Source organism: Caproiciproducens sp. NJN-50 (genome assembly GCF_004103755.1).
GTDB lineage: Bacteria > Bacillota > Clostridia > Oscillospirales > Acutalibacteraceae > Caproicibacter.
In genome coordinates this window covers 2,308,812-2,323,959 of sequence record NZ_CP035283.1, presented here as the reverse complement: position 1 = coordinate 2,323,959, position 15,148 = coordinate 2,308,812, and the positions used below count along the sequence as shown (strand labels likewise).

Below are 15,148 nucleotides of genomic sequence, written 5' to 3'. Positions count from 1 at the left end.
TTTTGATCTAAGTGTCTAACTTATGTTCTTACCTTCGTGTCCATAACATGCTTATTTTTCCGCACTATTTCTAACGAGTTCCTGATAACCTTCGCCCCAGGCCTGCATAGAATCAAAGACCGGCTTCAGTGTCCTGCCAAGCTCGCTGAGGGAGTATTCCACACGGGGCGGGACCTCCGCAAAAATCCTGCGCGTGACAAGTCCGTCTTCTTCAAGAGAACGAAGGTTATCTGTCAGAACCTTTTGGCTGATGCCGGGAATCGTGCGGCGCATTTCATTAAAGCGTTGTGTTCCTGCGAGAAGATTTCGGATAATGAGCAGTTTCCACTTGTTTCCGATCAACTGTACGATCGTTGCAACCGGACAGGCGGGCAGTTCTTCTTTGGTAAGCATATGGACATCTCCACCCCCTTTAGTTTCAATATAAATACAGGTTTCAATTTGAATATTATATACCATATCATACTGTTGCGCAGCCTGCCTGTCAAGCCAATCAGGAAGATGAAGAATACCCGAAATTATTTTGAGTTGAAAAAGCCCATAAACACGCAAAGGTTATAAAAAGGTAACTGGGTAATAGAAAGGTGCGTACTTTTCATGCCTGTTTTTGCACGCTACAATGGAATCACAGACAGAGAATGCAGTCAAATCAATGACTGGGCATAAAGTCTGAATTCTGATCAGGAGGACTTGAGTGATGTCTCTTAAAAATTTGTTTGACAAGAAAGAAACCGAAGGAAAAGCTCCTGCCGCTTGCGGCACAGCTTGTGGCGCGGGTGACAAGAAACCGGAGGAAAAACCAGCCGCTTGCGGTACGGCCTGCGGCGCGGGTGACAAGAAACCGGAGGAAAAACCAGCCGCTTGCGGTACGGCCTGCGGCGCCGGTGACAAAAAGCCGGAGGAAAAACCAGCTGCCTGCGGTACAGCCTGTGGCGCCGGCGACAAGAAATAATTCCGGCAAGGCATCCCCGCAGGCGTGGCTTGCGGGGATGTTTTTCTGCCCCTGACTAGAATCAGAAAGGAAAACCAAATGGAATATTTTGCGTTTCAGTGGCACATCACCGAGGCCTGCGATCAACGGTGTAAGCACTGCTATATTTACGCTCTCGGCAGCCATGCCAAGTTCAAGGAAATGGCAGGGCCTGAGATGGATATGGTCATTGAAAACATCAAAACTTTCTGCCAGAAGGCAAAACGGCTCTCATATCTTTATATCACCGGAGGCGACCCGATTCTGCATCCGCAGTTCTGGACGCTCGCCGAAAAGCTCAAAACTGAGAATGTCCCCTTTGCCATTCTCGGCAATCCGTTTCATTTGAACGACGTGGTCTGCAAACGCCTGCACGATTGCGGTTGCCGAAAATACCAGCTTTCTCTTGACGGGCTGCGTGAAACACATGACCGTATCCGCCGCCCAGGTTCCTATGATGAAACGCTGGCGGTTGTTCCGATCCTTCGAAACGCCGGAATCGATGTTGCTGTTATGGCAACGGTTTCCCGTTGGAACAGCAAAGAAATTCCCGATCTTGTGGATGTCGTCGTAGAAAGTAACGTGGACATTTTCGCTTTTGCCCGTTACTGCCCATCCATGTCCGACCGGGACAACTGCTGCTCCCCGGAGGAATATCGCGAGATGATGGAGCGCTGCTGGGAAAAATTTGAGCAGTATAAAGACAGCGGCACAACATTTAACCTGAAAGATCACCTGTGGACGTTGTTTCAATATGAAAAAGGACTGTTTCATCTCTCGGATTATCCCAATGACGAATATGTCTATGACGGCTGTAACTGCGGTAACTGCCACCTGACAATCCTTTCGGACGGCGCGGTATATGCCTGCCGCCGGATGGAGAGCAAGGTGGGAAATGCCCTGACGGACGATCTTTATAACCTGTTTACGGGCGCTAAAATGGATAAATACCGTGAATATGAGAAATTTGAAAAATGCTCAAAATGCGAGCTGCTGCGGTTCTGCCGGGGCTGCCCGGCCGTCGCCTTCGGTTACCACGGCAATCTATATGCGCCCGACCCGCAGTGTTGGAAGGAGATCAAAGCGTGAACGAAGTTATCAAGAATATGATGGAGCGCCGCTCAATCCGAAAATATGAAAACAGGCAGGTGCCGGACGATATACTGGAGCAGATTTTGTATGCTGCTTCCTTCAGCCCCAATGCGGGCAATCGGCAGACCACACAAATTGTTGTGTGTCAGGATGCCGCAATGAATGAACAGCTGGGGAAAATTAAAAAATCCTTGTCTCATGTTAGCATTTCTTCCCCCGGAAGGTATATTTCGACCGACCAGCCTAGCATTGCCGATGATCCTACGATTGCAAGCGCGTTCTACAGCGCGCCCACGGTAGTCACTTTATTTGGCCCCAAAAGGTTTTGGTTCGCAGATGCGGACTGCTATATTATGGCAAGCAATATATGCCTGGCTGCTTATTCGCTTGGAATTGGCTCATGTCTTGAAGGTGTTGTAGAAGACATATTCGATAATGAATTCGGTAAAGAGATTCTGCGCAAATGGAATGTTCCAGAGCATCTTGAAGCAAAAGCGCATATCACTCTCGGTTACCCGGTCGGCGGTTTTCCCGGCGTGAAGCCGAGAAAATACCCCAATCCAATTATCATGAGGTGAGCATAATGGATGCGAAAACCTGTCTTGAAAAATTGAAGCTGATCGGCGTGCTCAGCTTTGCAACCGTGGACACGCAGGGCAACCCGCAAATCCGGAACATCAGTGCGATTCATTACGAGCCGGACGGCATGTACTTCTTCACCGCGCGCGGAAAAAACTTTTGCCGTGAGCTTCTGGAAAACGAAAAGGTACAGATTGCTTGTTTTGAGGCCTGCCCCGCAAAGGTGATCGTGAGACAACCGCCAATATCTACACGCACCTGAGTTTTGATTCGAAGGTTACACATCCCTTACAGAAAAAGACGGCAAATTCCACGGATTCCTTAAATTCAGCGAAGCGCAAAAGGGCAAAAAAAATCTCCAAACCCTCATGAATACTGGGTTTGGAGAGATTCTACGCTGGTGCCGCTGGCCGGACTCGGACCGGCACGGTATTGCTACCGAGGGATTTTAAGTCCCTTGCGTCTGCCAATTTCGCCACAGCGGCAAAGTCACAGATTTCATTATAACATGACACAGCGGCAAAATCAATGAGAATCATGAGCTATTCAATTTCTATATTCTTAACCCGGTAGTATTCTTTCGTTTCCGCAACGCGATACACCTCAGACTGATGCTGCCGCAGCAGCTTTGTCAGGGCATAGACATCCACCCAGATTTCGTTGTTGCTTTCCTTTTGACTCTCGTCGAAGACCAGTTCCAATCCAAAGTGCAGGTGGCTGACTTTGATGTTGTTCACGTTCTCCTTGGTGCTGTATCCCGTGCGGCCGACATATCCAATCACGTCGCCCGCCTTGACGGTCTGGCCGACGGCCAGATTCGCGGCATAGGGACGGTTCTGGCGCAGATGGGCATAATAGTAATATCGTTTGGAGTCAAAGCTGCGGATCCCAATTCTCCAGCCGCCGTACTGGTTCCATCCCAGGGCTTCCACAACCCCGGATTCCACCGCGATGATCGGAGTTCCCGTGGCGGCCATCATGTCGTGGCCCAGATGCGGCCTTGAGTAGCCGTAGGTGCGCTGTGCGCCGAAATCATCGCAGTCTGTGTAAGGGAAAGTCTTTGCAATCGGCGAATAGCCGATCAGGCCGTACTTCTCCTCTCCGTCCTCCCGGTATTTTCCGAGAAGCCCGCCCAGCACGGCAGTGTAGGCCTCAAAGTAATATTTGTAATATTTCATGTCCTTTGTGATTTCATCTATGCCGGAGGTCTGGAGCTTCTTTACGAAGGCGTCCATGTCAGAGCTTCTATACCGTTTGAAATCCCCGCCGTATTTCGCGCCCAGGTATGCCAGAATCTGAATCCAATTGAGGCTGCCTCCCTTTTTGTGGGATTCAATATCCAGGTTCATCGCCTTTTTCAGAGCGAGATAGGAAACATTGAATTCGACATATTTAATGTGATCCGACTTCTTTTCTTCCTGTGCCTGCGTCGGCACCGCCCGGTGCACATAGCCGGCGGAAGCCGTCAGAAGGATGACCGCCAGGAAAAGAAGCAGGACTGTTTTCAGGGTTTTTCCCATGTGGCAAAACAACTTTTCATCCCCCGCTGTTCTACCCAATCATATGTGACTTTCCCTGAAAATATGGCTTAAATTACAGCCGCTATGGTCCGAACCATGATTTTCATGTCGGCCGCAACGCTGATGCCGCGCAGATATTGCAGGTTCAGTTCCGTTTTTGGCGGCAGTATCTGCTCGATATAAATCCGGTCGGGGTCCCCGGAAGAAACCAACAGCCTGTCTTCATCTTTAAAAGCGATGCTGGACGGCGCCGTGATCCCGGGCCGAATTAAAAGGGTCGCCATTCCTTCCGGAGTGTAGGCTTCCACATACCGTCTCACCTCCGGCCTGGGGCCGACCAGGCTCATGGTGCCGTTTAAAACGTTGAGCAGCTGGGAAAATTCATCCAGCCTGCACCGGCGGATCAGCTTTCCCACCCTTGTGATGCGCTCATCCCCGCCGGTCGTGACCGCCGGGCCGATTTTGTCCGCGTCCTGGACCATTGTGCGGAATTTGAAGATTTTGAAGTCACGGTCATAGCGGCCGACTCGGATCTGCCGGTAAAAAACAGGTCCCGGCGAATCCAGCTTGACCGCCAGAGCCAGCAGCAGCAGGATCGGTGAAAGCACCAGCAAAATAACCAGGGAGGCCATAATATCCCCGGCCCGTTTGAAAGCGAGCGTGCCGCGCTTTTTTTGCAGACGGTCCCAATAGCTCCGGGTATATTCGTTTTTCATGCTCTGAGGCAGGGTTTCATATGTCATGCATTTTTCTCCGTTTACCAATTCTATTCCAAACTTATTGTACCATTATAGCACAGGTTTTAAGCAAGTGGATTATTTTTTGTATTCCGCCAAGGCGTGTTTACAATGTTTCGGAAGAGATGCTATACTAATGAATATTACGGGAAGAGGGAAGGAACTTTCATGTATTATCTTGGAATCGATCTTGGGGGGACCAATATCGCGACCGGCGTGGTCGATCAGAGATACCGGATCGTAGCGCGGGCAAAGAGGAAAACGTCTGTCCCCTGCAAACCTCTGGAAATCTGTGAGCAGCTTGCCGCGACCGTTCAGGAAGCTCTGGGGGCCGCCGGGCTGAGCGTGGATGACATCCCGTATGTGGGAGTTGGGACTCCGGGCACGGTCAACCGGGACAGCGGCGTGGTCGAGTACTCCAACAATCTGTTTTTTGAAAATCTGGAGCTTCGGAAGCTCTTGTCGGATCGGCTGAAAAAAGATGTCATTCTGGAAAACGATGCCAATGCGGCGGCCTTCGGCGAGTTCAGGGCCGGCGCTCTCAAAGGCGCTAGGAACGCCGTTGCCATCACGCTTGGAACAGGAATCGGCAGCGGGATTATTATCGACGGAAAGATTTATGCCGGAAGCAATTTTGCGGGCGGTGAAATCGGGCACACCGTGATTGTGGCGGGTGGAAAGCTCTGCACCTGCGGCCGGCGGGGCTGCTGGGAGGCGTATGCCTCAGCAACCGGGCTGGTTGCGATGACACGGGAGGCCATGCGGAAAGACAAAAGCTCGCTGCTGTGGAAAATCGCCGGAGATCCGGATCAGGTCGACGGAAGAAGCGCTTTTGAAGCAGTGCGGGCGGGCGATGAAACCGGAAAGAAAGTCGTTGATCAATACCTCTTTTATCTTTCCTGCGGCGTGGCCAACTGCATTAACGTTTTTCAGCCGGATATTCTCTGTATCGGCGGAGGAATCAGCAACGAGGGCGAATTCCTGATGGAACCTCTGAGAAAAGCGGTCGCCGCCGAAAACTATGCGCGCAATGCTGAGAGGCAGACCGTTTTGTGCAAAGCGCAGCTGGGCAATGATGCGGGCATTCTTGGCGCCGCGCTTCTGGGAACCGAATGCTGAATTTCACTTCACGCGCCGTTTTAAACGGCGTTTTTTGTATGGGTAAAAAATTTATTATTTTTTTGATGAAAAGGCTTGCAATTTAAAAACGGAGATGATATAATATCGACAGAAATAAAGAATGATTATTAAATTAGATCGGAGGATAGCTAAAATGCCTGCATTTGCAAACCCTTTTTCGGGTAATGTTGAACGAAAATTGAGCGATGAGGAACTGGTTCAGGCGATCCGATTGGATATCGCGGGCGAACTGGAAGCGATCTACCTTTACGATGCGCACGTTCAGGCTACGGACAATGTGACGGCTCAAACAGTGCTTGCGGATATTCGGGATGAGGAAAAGGCGCATGTCGGAGAATTGATGACGCTTTTGAGAACGCTTGACCCGAAAGAAGCGGAGCTTTTTTCCTCAGGGGAATCGGAAGTCCGTGAAATGCTGGAGAATTTAGGAATTGCAGAACCGACGACGGGTCCGGCTGCCTCGGACCAGAAGCCGACGGTGGGAAATCTGCTGGAATAGAAACGGTGAAGGGAGAAGAGACATGAGTTATCTTTCAAGAGAGAGTTCTCCGGTTTCGGCGGAACTTTGGCAGGAAATCGATGCCGCAGTGGTGGAGACGGCGCGGAAGGCTTTAACCGGCCGGCGCTTTTTACATATTTTCGGCCCGCTTGGGATCGGCGTGGAAAGTATCTCAGTCGATCGCACGGGAGAAGTTGAAGAGGTTGAAAGTGAAGGTTTTCTTTCAACCAACGGGAGAAAGTACGTTGAAATTCCTTCCGTTTACAATGATTTTACCCTGCTGGCGAGGGACTTGGAAAACAGCGCCCGGCTGGGATTCCCGACCGATCTGACGGAGGCGGTCCGCGCGGCTTCGATTTGTGCCAGGTTGGAGGATACTTTCCTCTATTTTGGGAATCCGGGCCTTGGATATGAGGGCCTTATGACCGCGCCGGGAATTCAAAAAATCAAACGCTCCGATTGGAAATCGGGCGAAAATGCCTTTGCGGATATTGCCGCCGGGTTGGAACATTTCGCTTCCAGCGGGATTTTCGGGACTTACGCGCTGTCCCTCAGCCCCGACCTTTATCTTGATCTGCAGAGGATTCAGCCGGGAACCGGACTGCTGGAAATTGACCGGGTCCGGAAAATGCTGGACGGCAAGGTGTATCAATCCACTGCTCTGGGAAAGGAAAAGGCCGTGCTGGTCTGTTCCGAACCCGCAAATATGGATCTTGTCGTGGGACAGGACCTGTCGGTTGCCTATCTGGAGCAAAAGGACCTGAACCATCGGTTCCGCGTGCTGGAGACGATCCTGCCGCGCATCAAAAACAATAACGCCGTTGTGGCGTTCGAATAAAAATTGATTTAATTTAAAGGAGAGATTACTATGGCAAATGTAGAATTCTATCGTTGTGAAATATGCGGGAATATGGTTGTAAAAATTAAAAACGGCGGCGGCACGCTTGTCTGCTGCGGCCAGAATATGACAAAACTCACGGCCAACAGCACCGATGCCGCTCAGGAGAAGCACGTGCCGGTCGTAACGAGAGAGAACGGAAAGATTAAAGTCGCCGTTGGCTCAACGCTGCATCCGATGCTGCCGGAGCATCACATTGAGTGGATTGCCCTTGTCTCCGGCGACAGGGTGGAATTAAAATATTTGCAGCCCGGCATGCAGCCGGTCGCTGAATTCAAGAACGCGGAGAGCGGAACGGTTTATGAATACTGCAATCTTCACGGGCTGTGGAAAGCTGATTTTTAATCCGGATCCGGAGGGCTGTTTGAAAGAGCCTGCATGAATCGACCCCAAAGACGGACTTGAACAGCTGCCTTGAGGAATAAGAGACAGAGCATATTCGGTAAAATCTGTAAAATGGAAAGATTCATTCGCCATTTTTAGGTTTCTGATATGCTCTGTATTCATTTTACCCGGAATTTTGTATACAATAGAAGATGATGATAACAGGGAAACCGTAGCTTATTCTGGAAAGGATTCTGATCGGCATGAGGTTCTTTTGCGTTATGACGGGCTATTTCTGCGGCTGTTTTCTGACCGCCGAAGCCGTGGCCCGATGGAAAACGGGCAAAAGCGCCTGCGGGATTGGCTCAGGAAATCCCGGCACGGCGAATATCTTGGGACTGTTCGGAAAAAAATGGGCGGCTGTGACTTTGCTGGGCGACGTTTTGAAAACGGTTTTGCCCTGCATGAGCTGCCGGTATCTTTTTTTTCCGCAGCTTGGACGGCTGGCCATTCTGTACGCAGGCTTGGGAGCTGCCCTGGGGCACGGATTCCCATTCTGGAACAAATTTCGCGGCGGCAGGGGCGTCGCCGTTTTCTGCACTTATTTGATCTTGTTTTCACCGGTCGCGGGGATGATTGCCGAACTCATCGGCCTGTGTGTTGTAATTGTGACGAAATACCTGGCTCTGGGAGCTTTGGCGATTCCAGTTTTCTTCCTGTTTCCGGCTTTCCGGTACGGCGGCCTGGAAGCGGGGTTCGTTTTTCTTGCCGGAGCTTCGCTGCTTTTTCTTCTTCACCGCGATTCCATAGGGAGAATCGCGCGTGGAACGGAAGAGAAAAGCGATTTGCCCGCTCTGCGAAAAAGATTGTAATTACCCGCGGGCTGCCCCGGTTGGCAATTATCTTTCGGCGGGCCATATATCATCCTCCCATGCGGCATATATTTTAGAAATGAACTTTTATCAATACCTGAGCGGGGGAGGATAATGGACGGTATTGAAGAACGGCTGGACGCCGTGGAACAGATCATCCAGGATCCGGATTTCCGCCATGGCGGAAAATCCGGGAGCAGAGCCGGATATTACGTGTTCGACTACCCGGCGGAAACGGAGCTGGTTGTCCGGGAACGGATTGCATGCATGATCAAGAGGAATAACAAAAGCGTTGATGGTTATGAGCTGGTTGTATTTGATCTGTACGACATTTTGATCGATCTGCTGGAGCGGGAAGGGCTTTTGGAGCAGTGCTTTAAATTTGAAAAGACAAAGGGAATGGAACGGATTGTCAAAGCGATCGGAAATCTGCTGCTGATCAATGAAGAGGAAAGCCTGACGATCCGATATATTCAGGAACACACCCCGAAGGAGGCCGTTGTGTTTCTGACCGGCGTCGGTAAATGCTGTCAGCTTCTTCGCTCTTATAAAATCCTCTGCAACCTCCACCAGGCGGTTGACCGCGTTCCGGTGGTTCTGTTTTATCCGGGGGATTATGAAGGGCAGAAGCCGATCCTGCTCAGAGCGTACCGGCTTGTGGATTAGGCTGGTCGTTTAGACCGCGCTTCGGCCGGAGCGCCAGTGCGGTCATCACGGGCATGCATATCTGAAACGGAAAGGCATAGCGCAGCAGGACGACGGGCGACAGAAGCAATGTGATCCAGAAGGCGAAAAGCGGCGCGAGTGCGATCAGACTGGAGTATTGCTTTCGGAAAACGCAGAAAGCGGTGCTCCAGGCAAGAACCCAGAACGGCAGCGCGGGGCTGATCAGCAGGGAAAGAACGGGCACCCGGTCGACGGCGCGGCCGGTTGCGACACTTTCGTAGAACCGGTCAAGTCCCGGCAGAAAACTGTGACGCGTGACCGGAAACCAATCCGGAGGCAAATTCGGCTTATTCTGAAACTCGACATAGGGGAAGGGATTCTGCGCCCAGCCGCTCTGATAGTCGACGTCGGGGTCCCAGAATCCAAGGCTGTTGCACAGAAACGCGTTCGTGTAGCTGTCGGGGCATTTCAATCCTATGCTGATCCAGGTGTTCAGGCATTTCTTTTTGTTGTTCAGGACGTATTTCGTTTGGAAGGCATTCTTAACCGGATCGGCGAACCGGGGTGCGTAACCGCGCAGCTGCTTTTCAGGAATCATCCGGAATACGGTCTGAAGCTCATCGGGTGTGAGCTCATCCCCGTGGTCGATCACGGAGCGGGCCAGCTGCTGGGCCGGAATACTCAGCGCCTCGTGAAAATCCCCCGGGATAACGTGGAGAAGGGAATAGACCGGGCCGGTGAACACCGCGTAAAACGCAAGGCAGGCCGCGCAGAGGAGCGAAATGCCGACACGGTGCCCGCGGAGGAGAAGGATCCAGACCGGGATGGAGAGCGCGAACAGATAGGCGCCGTTGTTGCGGAGCAAAAACATGGCGCACGCCGAGAGAAAAAACAAAAACGGGCGGAGGGGAGAGGAAAAAAAAGCGCCGGGGTTCTCAGAAAGATCCCATACGGCCAGGATGAAAACCAGCAGGGCGGCGGCGAAGGGAGTGTCCTTTGTTGTGCTCATCGCCAGAACGGGGTTCATCGGGAACAGCGCAAAATAAAGAAGCGCCGCCGCTCTGAGAACGAGGGGAGCGCCGCGCCGGGCGAGAACGCGGCAGCAGAACGAGAGCGCGGCGGAAAGAATCAGCATCTGGGAAATCGAATAGATCGCCATTCCGGCATTGTTTGTCCCAAAGAAGCGGAGGCCGGCGGAGAAGCAGGCGTCCAGATAAAGCGTATGCACAATCGGGTGCTGGGCCACCAGCACATGATCGTTGGCCAGGCTTTGAGCCAGCTGAATCGGTCCGTCGTAGGCGTAGACTCCGGGATAGATGGCGAAAAAGCACGGAAGCCAGCATAAAAAAATCAGCGCCCACTGCAACAGAAAGGATCTTGTGCCCGCCATGGGGAAACGCGGAGGGACGGACAAGGATTTTTCCATTTTGACGAAAAGCAATTCAATCAGAACCGTCAGCAGTAAAGCCGCTCCGGCGGAAGCAAGATAGAGATGAGGGGAGCGAAGGCTCAGCCGCCCGGTTTGGTCCACTTCACTGCCAACAACGAGCATGGAGCCAAGCACGAGGCCCGGGGCTGCGGAGCATAGGAGCAGGCGCCTTCGGGCCAGATTGGCCCCTTTGTAAAACAGTACTGCGAACGCCAAGAAAAAAACGGCGGATAGAACACTGTTGTTGATCAGAAGAGGATCGTTCCTTGTCTTCAGCACATAAGTCAGGGAGGTGACGCTGAGAAACGAAGCTGCCATGCAGAATAGCTCTTTGCCTGCGGCTCTCAATTTAAACATTTGTCTTTTTCCTCCCATAGGACTTTGTAAAAGGCCGTCGCACCAATGAATTTCTTTTGATTTCTCCGGAACTGAATCCTAGATATTACATTTCCCAATTTTATCCAATCAATCCATATTCGTATGAAAAGCGTTGATCAGAATTGAAAAAGCCGAGCAGCCAATACCATGTGGTACGGCTGCTTCGGCTTTTTCAAGCGGAGATATTTCAGGAATTCCCGGTCCGCTTATATTTTATTCATCTGCTCAAAGTGCTCGGCCACCTTCATCAGTTCTCCGAGCGTTGAAATCTCAACGCCGGATTCCAGAATCCGGTCCTTAATTTCAATCGGGAGGGATTCAAAATAATCCCTCAGATCAGGGTTGTTTTCATAGAATGTTCCCATTTTTGCGCCTCCGCGTATTCGCGGACTCAGGCGCCCCGGAAGGAATCGTCCTGCGTAAAAGTCTCGACAAAAAGCTTCAGGGATGCCGCCGAGTCAATTTCTTCGGCGTGCTTTTTGACCTCGTCCCTTGTGTAGTACGGAAGTCCGTCAAAGTATTCCTTTGCCTTTCCGTCTGATTCCAGTAAGCGCCTCAATTGATCCGCCATATAGTTTTCACCCCTGATGTATTATGCGCAGGCGGACGGATCCTATGATGTCAATTCTAGGAATAGCCTCAATTTAAAAATTTATTCAGATTATTGAGAGAATTTTCGCAGTCATGGATACCCATTTCATAGATTTTGTTCAGCTTTTCAGGATCTTTTTCGTAGCGGCTGATCACGATCGGGCTGCTCGGCCTTATGACGAAGGCCTTTCCTGCCTTTTCCTGCCGCCGGCACACGTCGAGTTCGTTGTTATAGGTTTCGGGCCGCTTCATCATGGCATCGACGAAAAGAGGGTAGTCTCCGTATTTTACATGGAGAACAGACCTTGGAAATTCCGGATTCGGCCCCTTCCGATAGGAAAAGTCGCGCGTAAGTACGATCACGCTGCGCTCATTTCCGTCGAAGATGGAGCGTTCGATCGGAATCGGCATGGTGCATCCGCCATCCAGGAGTTCATAGCCGCGGTAAGTGACGATGTTCGAGAGAAAAGGCAGGGAGCAGGAGGCCCGCACGGCGGTCATTTCCTCATCCAGCTGCGCCTTATCGAAAAATACGGCCTGCCCCGTTTTCAGGTCGGTCGCGCCCACCTTAAGCTGGACCGGCGAATCAAAAAAAGTTTCGTAATCAAAGGGCAGAAGCGAATGAAACAGCTCTCCGAATATAAAGTCGAATCCGAACAGAGATCCCGTCTTCTGCAGATTGCTTACGCTGATGTAACGCTCCTCAGCGGAATAGCGGATCATGGCACGGCCGAAGTCTCTTGTGTTTTGTTTGCTGATGTAGTTGAGAGCATTGGACGCTCCTGCGGAAATGCCATAAACGCAGGGAAAATCGATCCCGTTTTCCGTCAGTGCGGTAAGAACGCCGGCAGTGTACCACCCACGCATGCCGCCGCCCTCCAGCACAAGACCAATCGACATAATGGATCATCCTCCTATTTGAAATTTATTATATGATAATTGAATGTCGAAAACAAGACTTTCAAATAATTTAGATTTTTTTATGATTTTACTTGATTTTCGACAGGAGATACGTTATAATGATCAAGCGCTTTAAACTTGGATGTTTAGCTCAGCTGGCTAGAGCGTTCGCTTGACGTGCGAAAGGTCATAGGTTCGAGTCCTATAACGTCCACCAATAAAAGACCGCCGGAAGGCGGTCTTTTTGCTTGACCTGCTCCAGATGAGAATCCGGTCGGGGAACAACGGAGGCGGATTTTACCGCTGCGCGCTTTCGAGTCCTATAGCATTATAAAATAAAAATCCCCGAGGAATCCGGCAGAGATGAGGATTTCCGGGGATTTTTCTTTGTCACAAACAGCGTTCGGGCCTTTCGTTGGCCGTTTGCGGCTACGGCTGGCGGAGCGCCAGTTTACAGTTCCCGCGCGACCTGAAACGCGTCCCAGATGGCGTGCATGATGTTCTGCACGTGCCGGGAATCGCCCACGTTGTAAATTTCCTTCGCACAGCCGCGCAGCTCGTTGTACAGAACCGTCTCGGGCCGATAGCCGACGGCCAGCATCACCGTATCCGCCTTGATCTTTTTTTCGCCCTCCGCTGACCGCACCGTGACGGAAGAGTTTTCCACACCGGTCACTTCAGAGGAGCAAAACACCGAAATCTTTTCAAAGGCAAGCAGGTCCTTCAGCATATCGTAGTTGGCGAAACACATGTCGGCTCCACCGCCCAGAATTTCCGGTGCCGCCTCGACGATGGTGACGTTTTTGTTGCCCATGCGCCTCAGCCAAAGACCCGTCTCGCAGCCTACCAGCCCGCCGCCGACAACCACGATATCGCTGCCGGCCTTTTCCGGGCAGAGAAGAATCTCTTCGGCTGTGAAAATCCGGTTCTTGTTTCCAAAATCAAGCCGGACGGGAGTGGAGCCCATGGCGATGATGACGGCGTCGGCATTGAAGCGCTCGACCGTTTCCCTGTCGGCGGCACAGTTCAGTTTTATTTTCACGGGCAGCTTTCCGAGCTCGGTTTCGTACCATTCGATCAAATGGCGGTCATCCTCCTTGAAATCCGGCACGCTGCCGGGCAGCACGTTGCCGCCCAGTCTTGGGCCTTTTTCAAGCAGCGTCACTTTGTGGCCGCGCAGGGCGCAGACTCGGGCCGCTTCCATGCCGGCGAGCCCGCCGCCGATAATCAAAACGTTCTTTTTGCACAGCGCCGGCGTCAGCGCCGTTTCCTTCTCTCGGCCGCAGGCGGGGTTGACGGCGCAGGACAGCGGAAGCCCCTGCGCCAGGCGGGCAAGGCAGCCCAGCTGGCAGGAGATGCACGGCCGGATCTCGTCCGTCCGTCCGGTCCGGATTTTCAGGGGCAGCTCCGGGTCGGCCAGCAGCGGGCGGCCCAGGCCGATGATGTCACAGCAGACGCCCAGCGCTTCACAGGCCATTTTCGGGTCGTCCATACGCCCCGCCAAAATGATGGGCACATTGACTTCCTTTTTCAGGATTTTTCCGAATTCCCGGTACATTCCCTTTTCAAAATACATCGGCGGATGATTCCAGTACCAGGAGTCATAGGTGCCGGCATCCACGTTGAGGATATCGTAACCCGCCTCCACAAGAATTTTGGCGGCTTCCACGCCCTCCTGGATGTCTTTACCCTGTTCAACGAATTTTTCTCCGGGCAGTGCGCCGTGACGGATGCCCTTGACAAAGCTCTTGAGGCTGTAGCGGAGAGAAACGGTGAAATCGTCTCCGCAGGCGGCCTTGATGCCCTTCACCACGTCGGTCGCCACTTTCAGGCGTCCGCGCAGGTCTCCGCCGTATTCGTCGGAGCGCTTGTTGTAGAGCGCGATGGCAAACTGGTCGAGCAGATAGCCTTCATGCACGGCGTGGATCTCCACTCCGTCGAAATGGCTTTGCTTTGCCACCACGGCGCAGGTGACGAAGGATTTGATGAGTTCCTGAATTTCCTCGCGGCTCATCTCTCGGTGCATGATGGAAGGGTCCCACCGGTTTTCCTGCGGGGAGGGGGCGATGGCGTTTTTCATGAGGTGGGGGATTGCCACACGGCCGAATCCGCCGGTGAGCTGGAGAAAGATGCGGGAATCGTAGGCGTGGATGCGCTCGTTCATGGGCGCTGTGGTTTTCATGAACCACAGCGGGTTGTGGGAGGCACAGGGCAGCGCCAGCGGTTCCATTTCATCATAATTCACGTTGGTGACGCCGGTGACGATCAGTCCCGTGCCGCCCCTTGCGCGTTCGACATAATATTCCTGGGCGTTTTGAGTGAAGCCTCCCTGGGAATCCGACATGGAAACCATGCCGAGGGGAGCCATGGAAAACCTGTTTTTAAGGGTCAGCTTGCCGATCGTGATGGGTTCAAAGAGCTTTGAATACGGTCCGGTCATTGCAGCACGTCCTTTCTAAGACTGATTTTATGAGAATTTTACGTTAGTTTGTGCGGATTTCCCGGATATATTTCAGCATTGAGCATCCGTTTTGTTCTGAAAATAAGTCGAAT

Annotated in this window: 18 protein-coding genes and 2 tRNA genes; 11 read left to right on the top strand and 9 right to left on the bottom strand. The window is 52.1% G+C overall.

Going from position 1 to position 15,148, the window contains the following annotated elements; translation table 11 throughout:
* Positions 1 to 51: 51 nt before the first annotated feature.
* Positions 52 to 393, bottom strand: coding sequence for a winged helix-turn-helix transcriptional regulator (locus EQM14_RS11220; RefSeq protein WP_128743121.1), 342 nt, complete (start codon positions 391 to 393; stop codon positions 52 to 54).
* 319 nt (positions 394 to 712) lie between these two features.
* Here EQM14_RS11220 and acgA point away from each other — a divergent pair, with 319 nt between their 5' ends.
* The 4 genes from acgA (at position 713) to EQM14_RS11200 (ending at position 2,903) form a co-directional block, all read left to right on the top strand.
* Entirely contained in the window at positions 713 to 952 is a 240-nt protein-coding gene (gene acgA, locus EQM14_RS11215) for an ACGX-repeat peptide (protein WP_243112513.1), read from the top strand.
* 78 nt (positions 953 to 1,030) lie between these two features.
* The gene (gene acgM, locus EQM14_RS11210) at positions 1,031 to 2,059 is read left to right on the top strand and encodes a radical SAM/SPASM domain protein, ACGX system (protein WP_128743119.1); all 1,029 of its coding nucleotides are present in this window, start codon (positions 1,031 to 1,033) and stop codon (positions 2,057 to 2,059) included.
* Positions 2,056 to 2,640 (top strand): nitroreductase family protein, encoded by a 585-nt coding sequence (locus tag EQM14_RS11205; protein WP_164919052.1) that lies wholly within the window; start codon positions 2,056 to 2,058, stop codon positions 2,638 to 2,640. The genes acgM and EQM14_RS11205 overlap by 4 nt, the downstream gene beginning before the upstream one ends.
* Positions 2,641 to 2,645: 5 nt before the next feature.
* On the top strand, positions 2,646 to 2,903 hold the full coding sequence (locus EQM14_RS11200; protein ID WP_128743117.1) for a pyridoxamine 5'-phosphate oxidase family protein: 258 nt from the start codon (positions 2,646 to 2,648) through the stop codon (positions 2,901 to 2,903).
* Positions 2,904 to 3,039: 136 nt separating this feature from the next.
* Here the strand turns inward: EQM14_RS11200 and EQM14_RS11195 are convergent.
* From EQM14_RS11195 to EQM14_RS11185, 3 genes are all read right to left on the bottom strand, one after another.
* Positions 3,040 to 3,126 (bottom strand) — tRNA-Leu (locus EQM14_RS11195).
* Positions 3,127 to 3,183: 57 nt separating this feature from the next.
* Positions 3,184 to 4,200, bottom strand: coding sequence for a M23 family metallopeptidase (locus EQM14_RS11190; protein WP_243112512.1), 1,017 nt, complete (start codon positions 4,198 to 4,200; stop codon positions 3,184 to 3,186).
* 29 nt (positions 4,201 to 4,229) lie between these two features.
* On the bottom strand, positions 4,230 to 4,904 hold the full coding sequence (locus EQM14_RS11185) for a sugar transferase (protein WP_243112511.1): 675 nt from the start codon (positions 4,902 to 4,904) through the stop codon (positions 4,230 to 4,232).
* Positions 4,905 to 5,066: 162 nt separating this feature from the next.
* On the opposite strand from EQM14_RS11185, the gene EQM14_RS11180 reads away from it, so the two are divergent.
* From EQM14_RS11180 to EQM14_RS11155, 6 genes are all read left to right on the top strand, one after another.
* A complete protein-coding gene (locus EQM14_RS11180; protein WP_128743116.1) occupies positions 5,067 to 6,017 on the top strand; it encodes an ROK family protein in 951 nt (316 codons plus the stop codon).
* 154 nt (positions 6,018 to 6,171) lie between these two features.
* Positions 6,172 to 6,537 carry a demethoxyubiquinone hydroxylase family protein gene (locus EQM14_RS11175; protein ID WP_128743115.1) on the top strand — a complete coding sequence of 122 codons (366 nt, stop codon included), beginning with the start codon at positions 6,172 to 6,174 and terminating at the stop codon, positions 6,535 to 6,537.
* A 22-nt stretch (positions 6,538 to 6,559) separates the two neighbouring features.
* A complete protein-coding gene (locus EQM14_RS11170; RefSeq protein ID WP_128743114.1) occupies positions 6,560 to 7,375 on the top strand; it encodes a family 1 encapsulin nanocompartment shell protein in 816 nt (271 codons plus the stop codon).
* 30 nt (positions 7,376 to 7,405) lie between these two features.
* Positions 7,406 to 7,780, top strand: coding sequence for a desulfoferrodoxin family protein (locus EQM14_RS11165; protein WP_128743113.1), 375 nt, complete (start codon positions 7,406 to 7,408; stop codon positions 7,778 to 7,780).
* A 260-nt stretch (positions 7,781 to 8,040) separates the two neighbouring features.
* The gene (locus EQM14_RS11160; RefSeq protein ID WP_243112510.1) at positions 8,041 to 8,631 is read left to right on the top strand and encodes a glycerol-3-phosphate acyltransferase; all 591 of its coding nucleotides are present in this window, start codon (positions 8,041 to 8,043) and stop codon (positions 8,629 to 8,631) included.
* 114 nt (positions 8,632 to 8,745) lie between these two features.
* A complete protein-coding gene (locus EQM14_RS11155) occupies positions 8,746 to 9,297 on the top strand; it encodes a DUF1788 domain-containing protein (RefSeq protein WP_128743111.1) in 552 nt (183 codons plus the stop codon).
* Here EQM14_RS11155 and EQM14_RS11150 read toward each other — a convergent pair.
* The 4 genes from EQM14_RS11150 to EQM14_RS11140 form a co-directional block, all read right to left on the bottom strand.
* Entirely contained in the window at positions 9,272 to 11,083 is a 1,812-nt protein-coding gene (locus EQM14_RS11150) for a DUF6020 family protein (protein WP_128743110.1), read from the bottom strand. The genes EQM14_RS11155 and EQM14_RS11150 overlap by 26 nt on opposite strands.
* Positions 11,084 to 11,310: 227 nt before the next feature.
* Positions 11,311 to 11,469: a hypothetical protein gene (locus tag EQM14_RS16390; protein WP_164919051.1), complete on the bottom strand. Its 159-nt coding sequence runs from the start codon at positions 11,467 to 11,469 to the stop codon at positions 11,311 to 11,313.
* 26 nt (positions 11,470 to 11,495) lie between these two features.
* Positions 11,496 to 11,675 carry a hypothetical protein gene (locus EQM14_RS11145; RefSeq protein ID WP_128743109.1) on the bottom strand — a complete coding sequence of 60 codons (180 nt, stop codon included), beginning with the start codon at positions 11,673 to 11,675 and terminating at the stop codon, positions 11,496 to 11,498.
* Positions 11,676 to 11,743: 68 nt separating this feature from the next.
* Entirely contained in the window at positions 11,744 to 12,595 is an 852-nt protein-coding gene (locus EQM14_RS11140) for a patatin-like phospholipase family protein (RefSeq protein ID WP_128743108.1), read from the bottom strand.
* 140 nt (positions 12,596 to 12,735) lie between these two features.
* On the opposite strand from EQM14_RS11140, the gene EQM14_RS11135 reads away from it, so the two are divergent.
* Positions 12,736 to 12,812 (top strand) — tRNA-Val (locus tag EQM14_RS11135).
* A gap of 234 nt (positions 12,813 to 13,046) precedes the next feature.
* On the opposite strand, the gene EQM14_RS11130 is transcribed toward EQM14_RS11135, so the two are convergent.
* Complete coding sequence (locus EQM14_RS11130) at positions 13,047 to 15,035, bottom strand: oxidoreductase (RefSeq protein ID WP_128743107.1); 1,989 nt, start codon at positions 15,033 to 15,035, stop codon at positions 13,047 to 13,049.
* Positions 15,036 to 15,148: the final 113 nt, after the last annotated feature.

Coding starts and splice junctions, on each gene's coding strand:
- EQM14_RS11220 (WP_128743121.1), bottom strand. CDS start 393: ATGCTTACCAAAGAAGAACTGCCCGCCTGTCCGGTTGCAACGATCGTA.
- acgM (WP_128743119.1), top strand. CDS start 1,031: ATGGAATATTTTGCGTTTCAGTGGCACATCACCGAGGCCTGCGATCAA.
- EQM14_RS11200 (WP_128743117.1), top strand. CDS start 2,646: ATGGATGCGAAAACCTGTCTTGAAAAATTGAAGCTGATCGGCGTGCTC.
- EQM14_RS11185 (WP_243112511.1), bottom strand. CDS start 4,904: ATGACATATGAAACCCTGCCTCAGAGCATGAAAAACGAATATACCCGG.
- EQM14_RS11180 (WP_128743116.1), top strand. CDS start 5,067: ATGTATTATCTTGGAATCGATCTTGGGGGGACCAATATCGCGACCGGC.
- EQM14_RS11175 (WP_128743115.1), top strand. CDS start 6,172: ATGCCTGCATTTGCAAACCCTTTTTCGGGTAATGTTGAACGAAAATTG.
- EQM14_RS11170 (WP_128743114.1), top strand. CDS start 6,560: ATGAGTTATCTTTCAAGAGAGAGTTCTCCGGTTTCGGCGGAACTTTGG.
- EQM14_RS11165 (WP_128743113.1), top strand. CDS start 7,406: ATGGCAAATGTAGAATTCTATCGTTGTGAAATATGCGGGAATATGGTT.
- EQM14_RS11160 (WP_243112510.1), top strand. CDS start 8,041: ATGACGGGCTATTTCTGCGGCTGTTTTCTGACCGCCGAAGCCGTGGCC.
- EQM14_RS11155 (WP_128743111.1), top strand. CDS start 8,746: ATGGACGGTATTGAAGAACGGCTGGACGCCGTGGAACAGATCATCCAG.
- EQM14_RS11150 (WP_128743110.1), bottom strand. CDS start 11,083: ATGTTTAAATTGAGAGCCGCAGGCAAAGAGCTATTCTGCATGGCAGCT.
- EQM14_RS16390 (WP_164919051.1), bottom strand. CDS start 11,469: ATGGGAACATTCTATGAAAACAACCCTGATCTGAGGGATTATTTTGAA.
- EQM14_RS11145 (WP_128743109.1), bottom strand. CDS start 11,675: ATGGCGGATCAATTGAGGCGCTTACTGGAATCAGACGGAAAGGCAAAG.
- EQM14_RS11140 (WP_128743108.1), bottom strand. CDS start 12,595: ATGTCGATTGGTCTTGTGCTGGAGGGCGGCGGCATGCGTGGGTGGTAC.
- EQM14_RS11130 (WP_128743107.1), bottom strand. CDS start 15,035: ATGACCGGACCGTATTCAAAGCTCTTTGAACCCATCACGATCGGCAAG.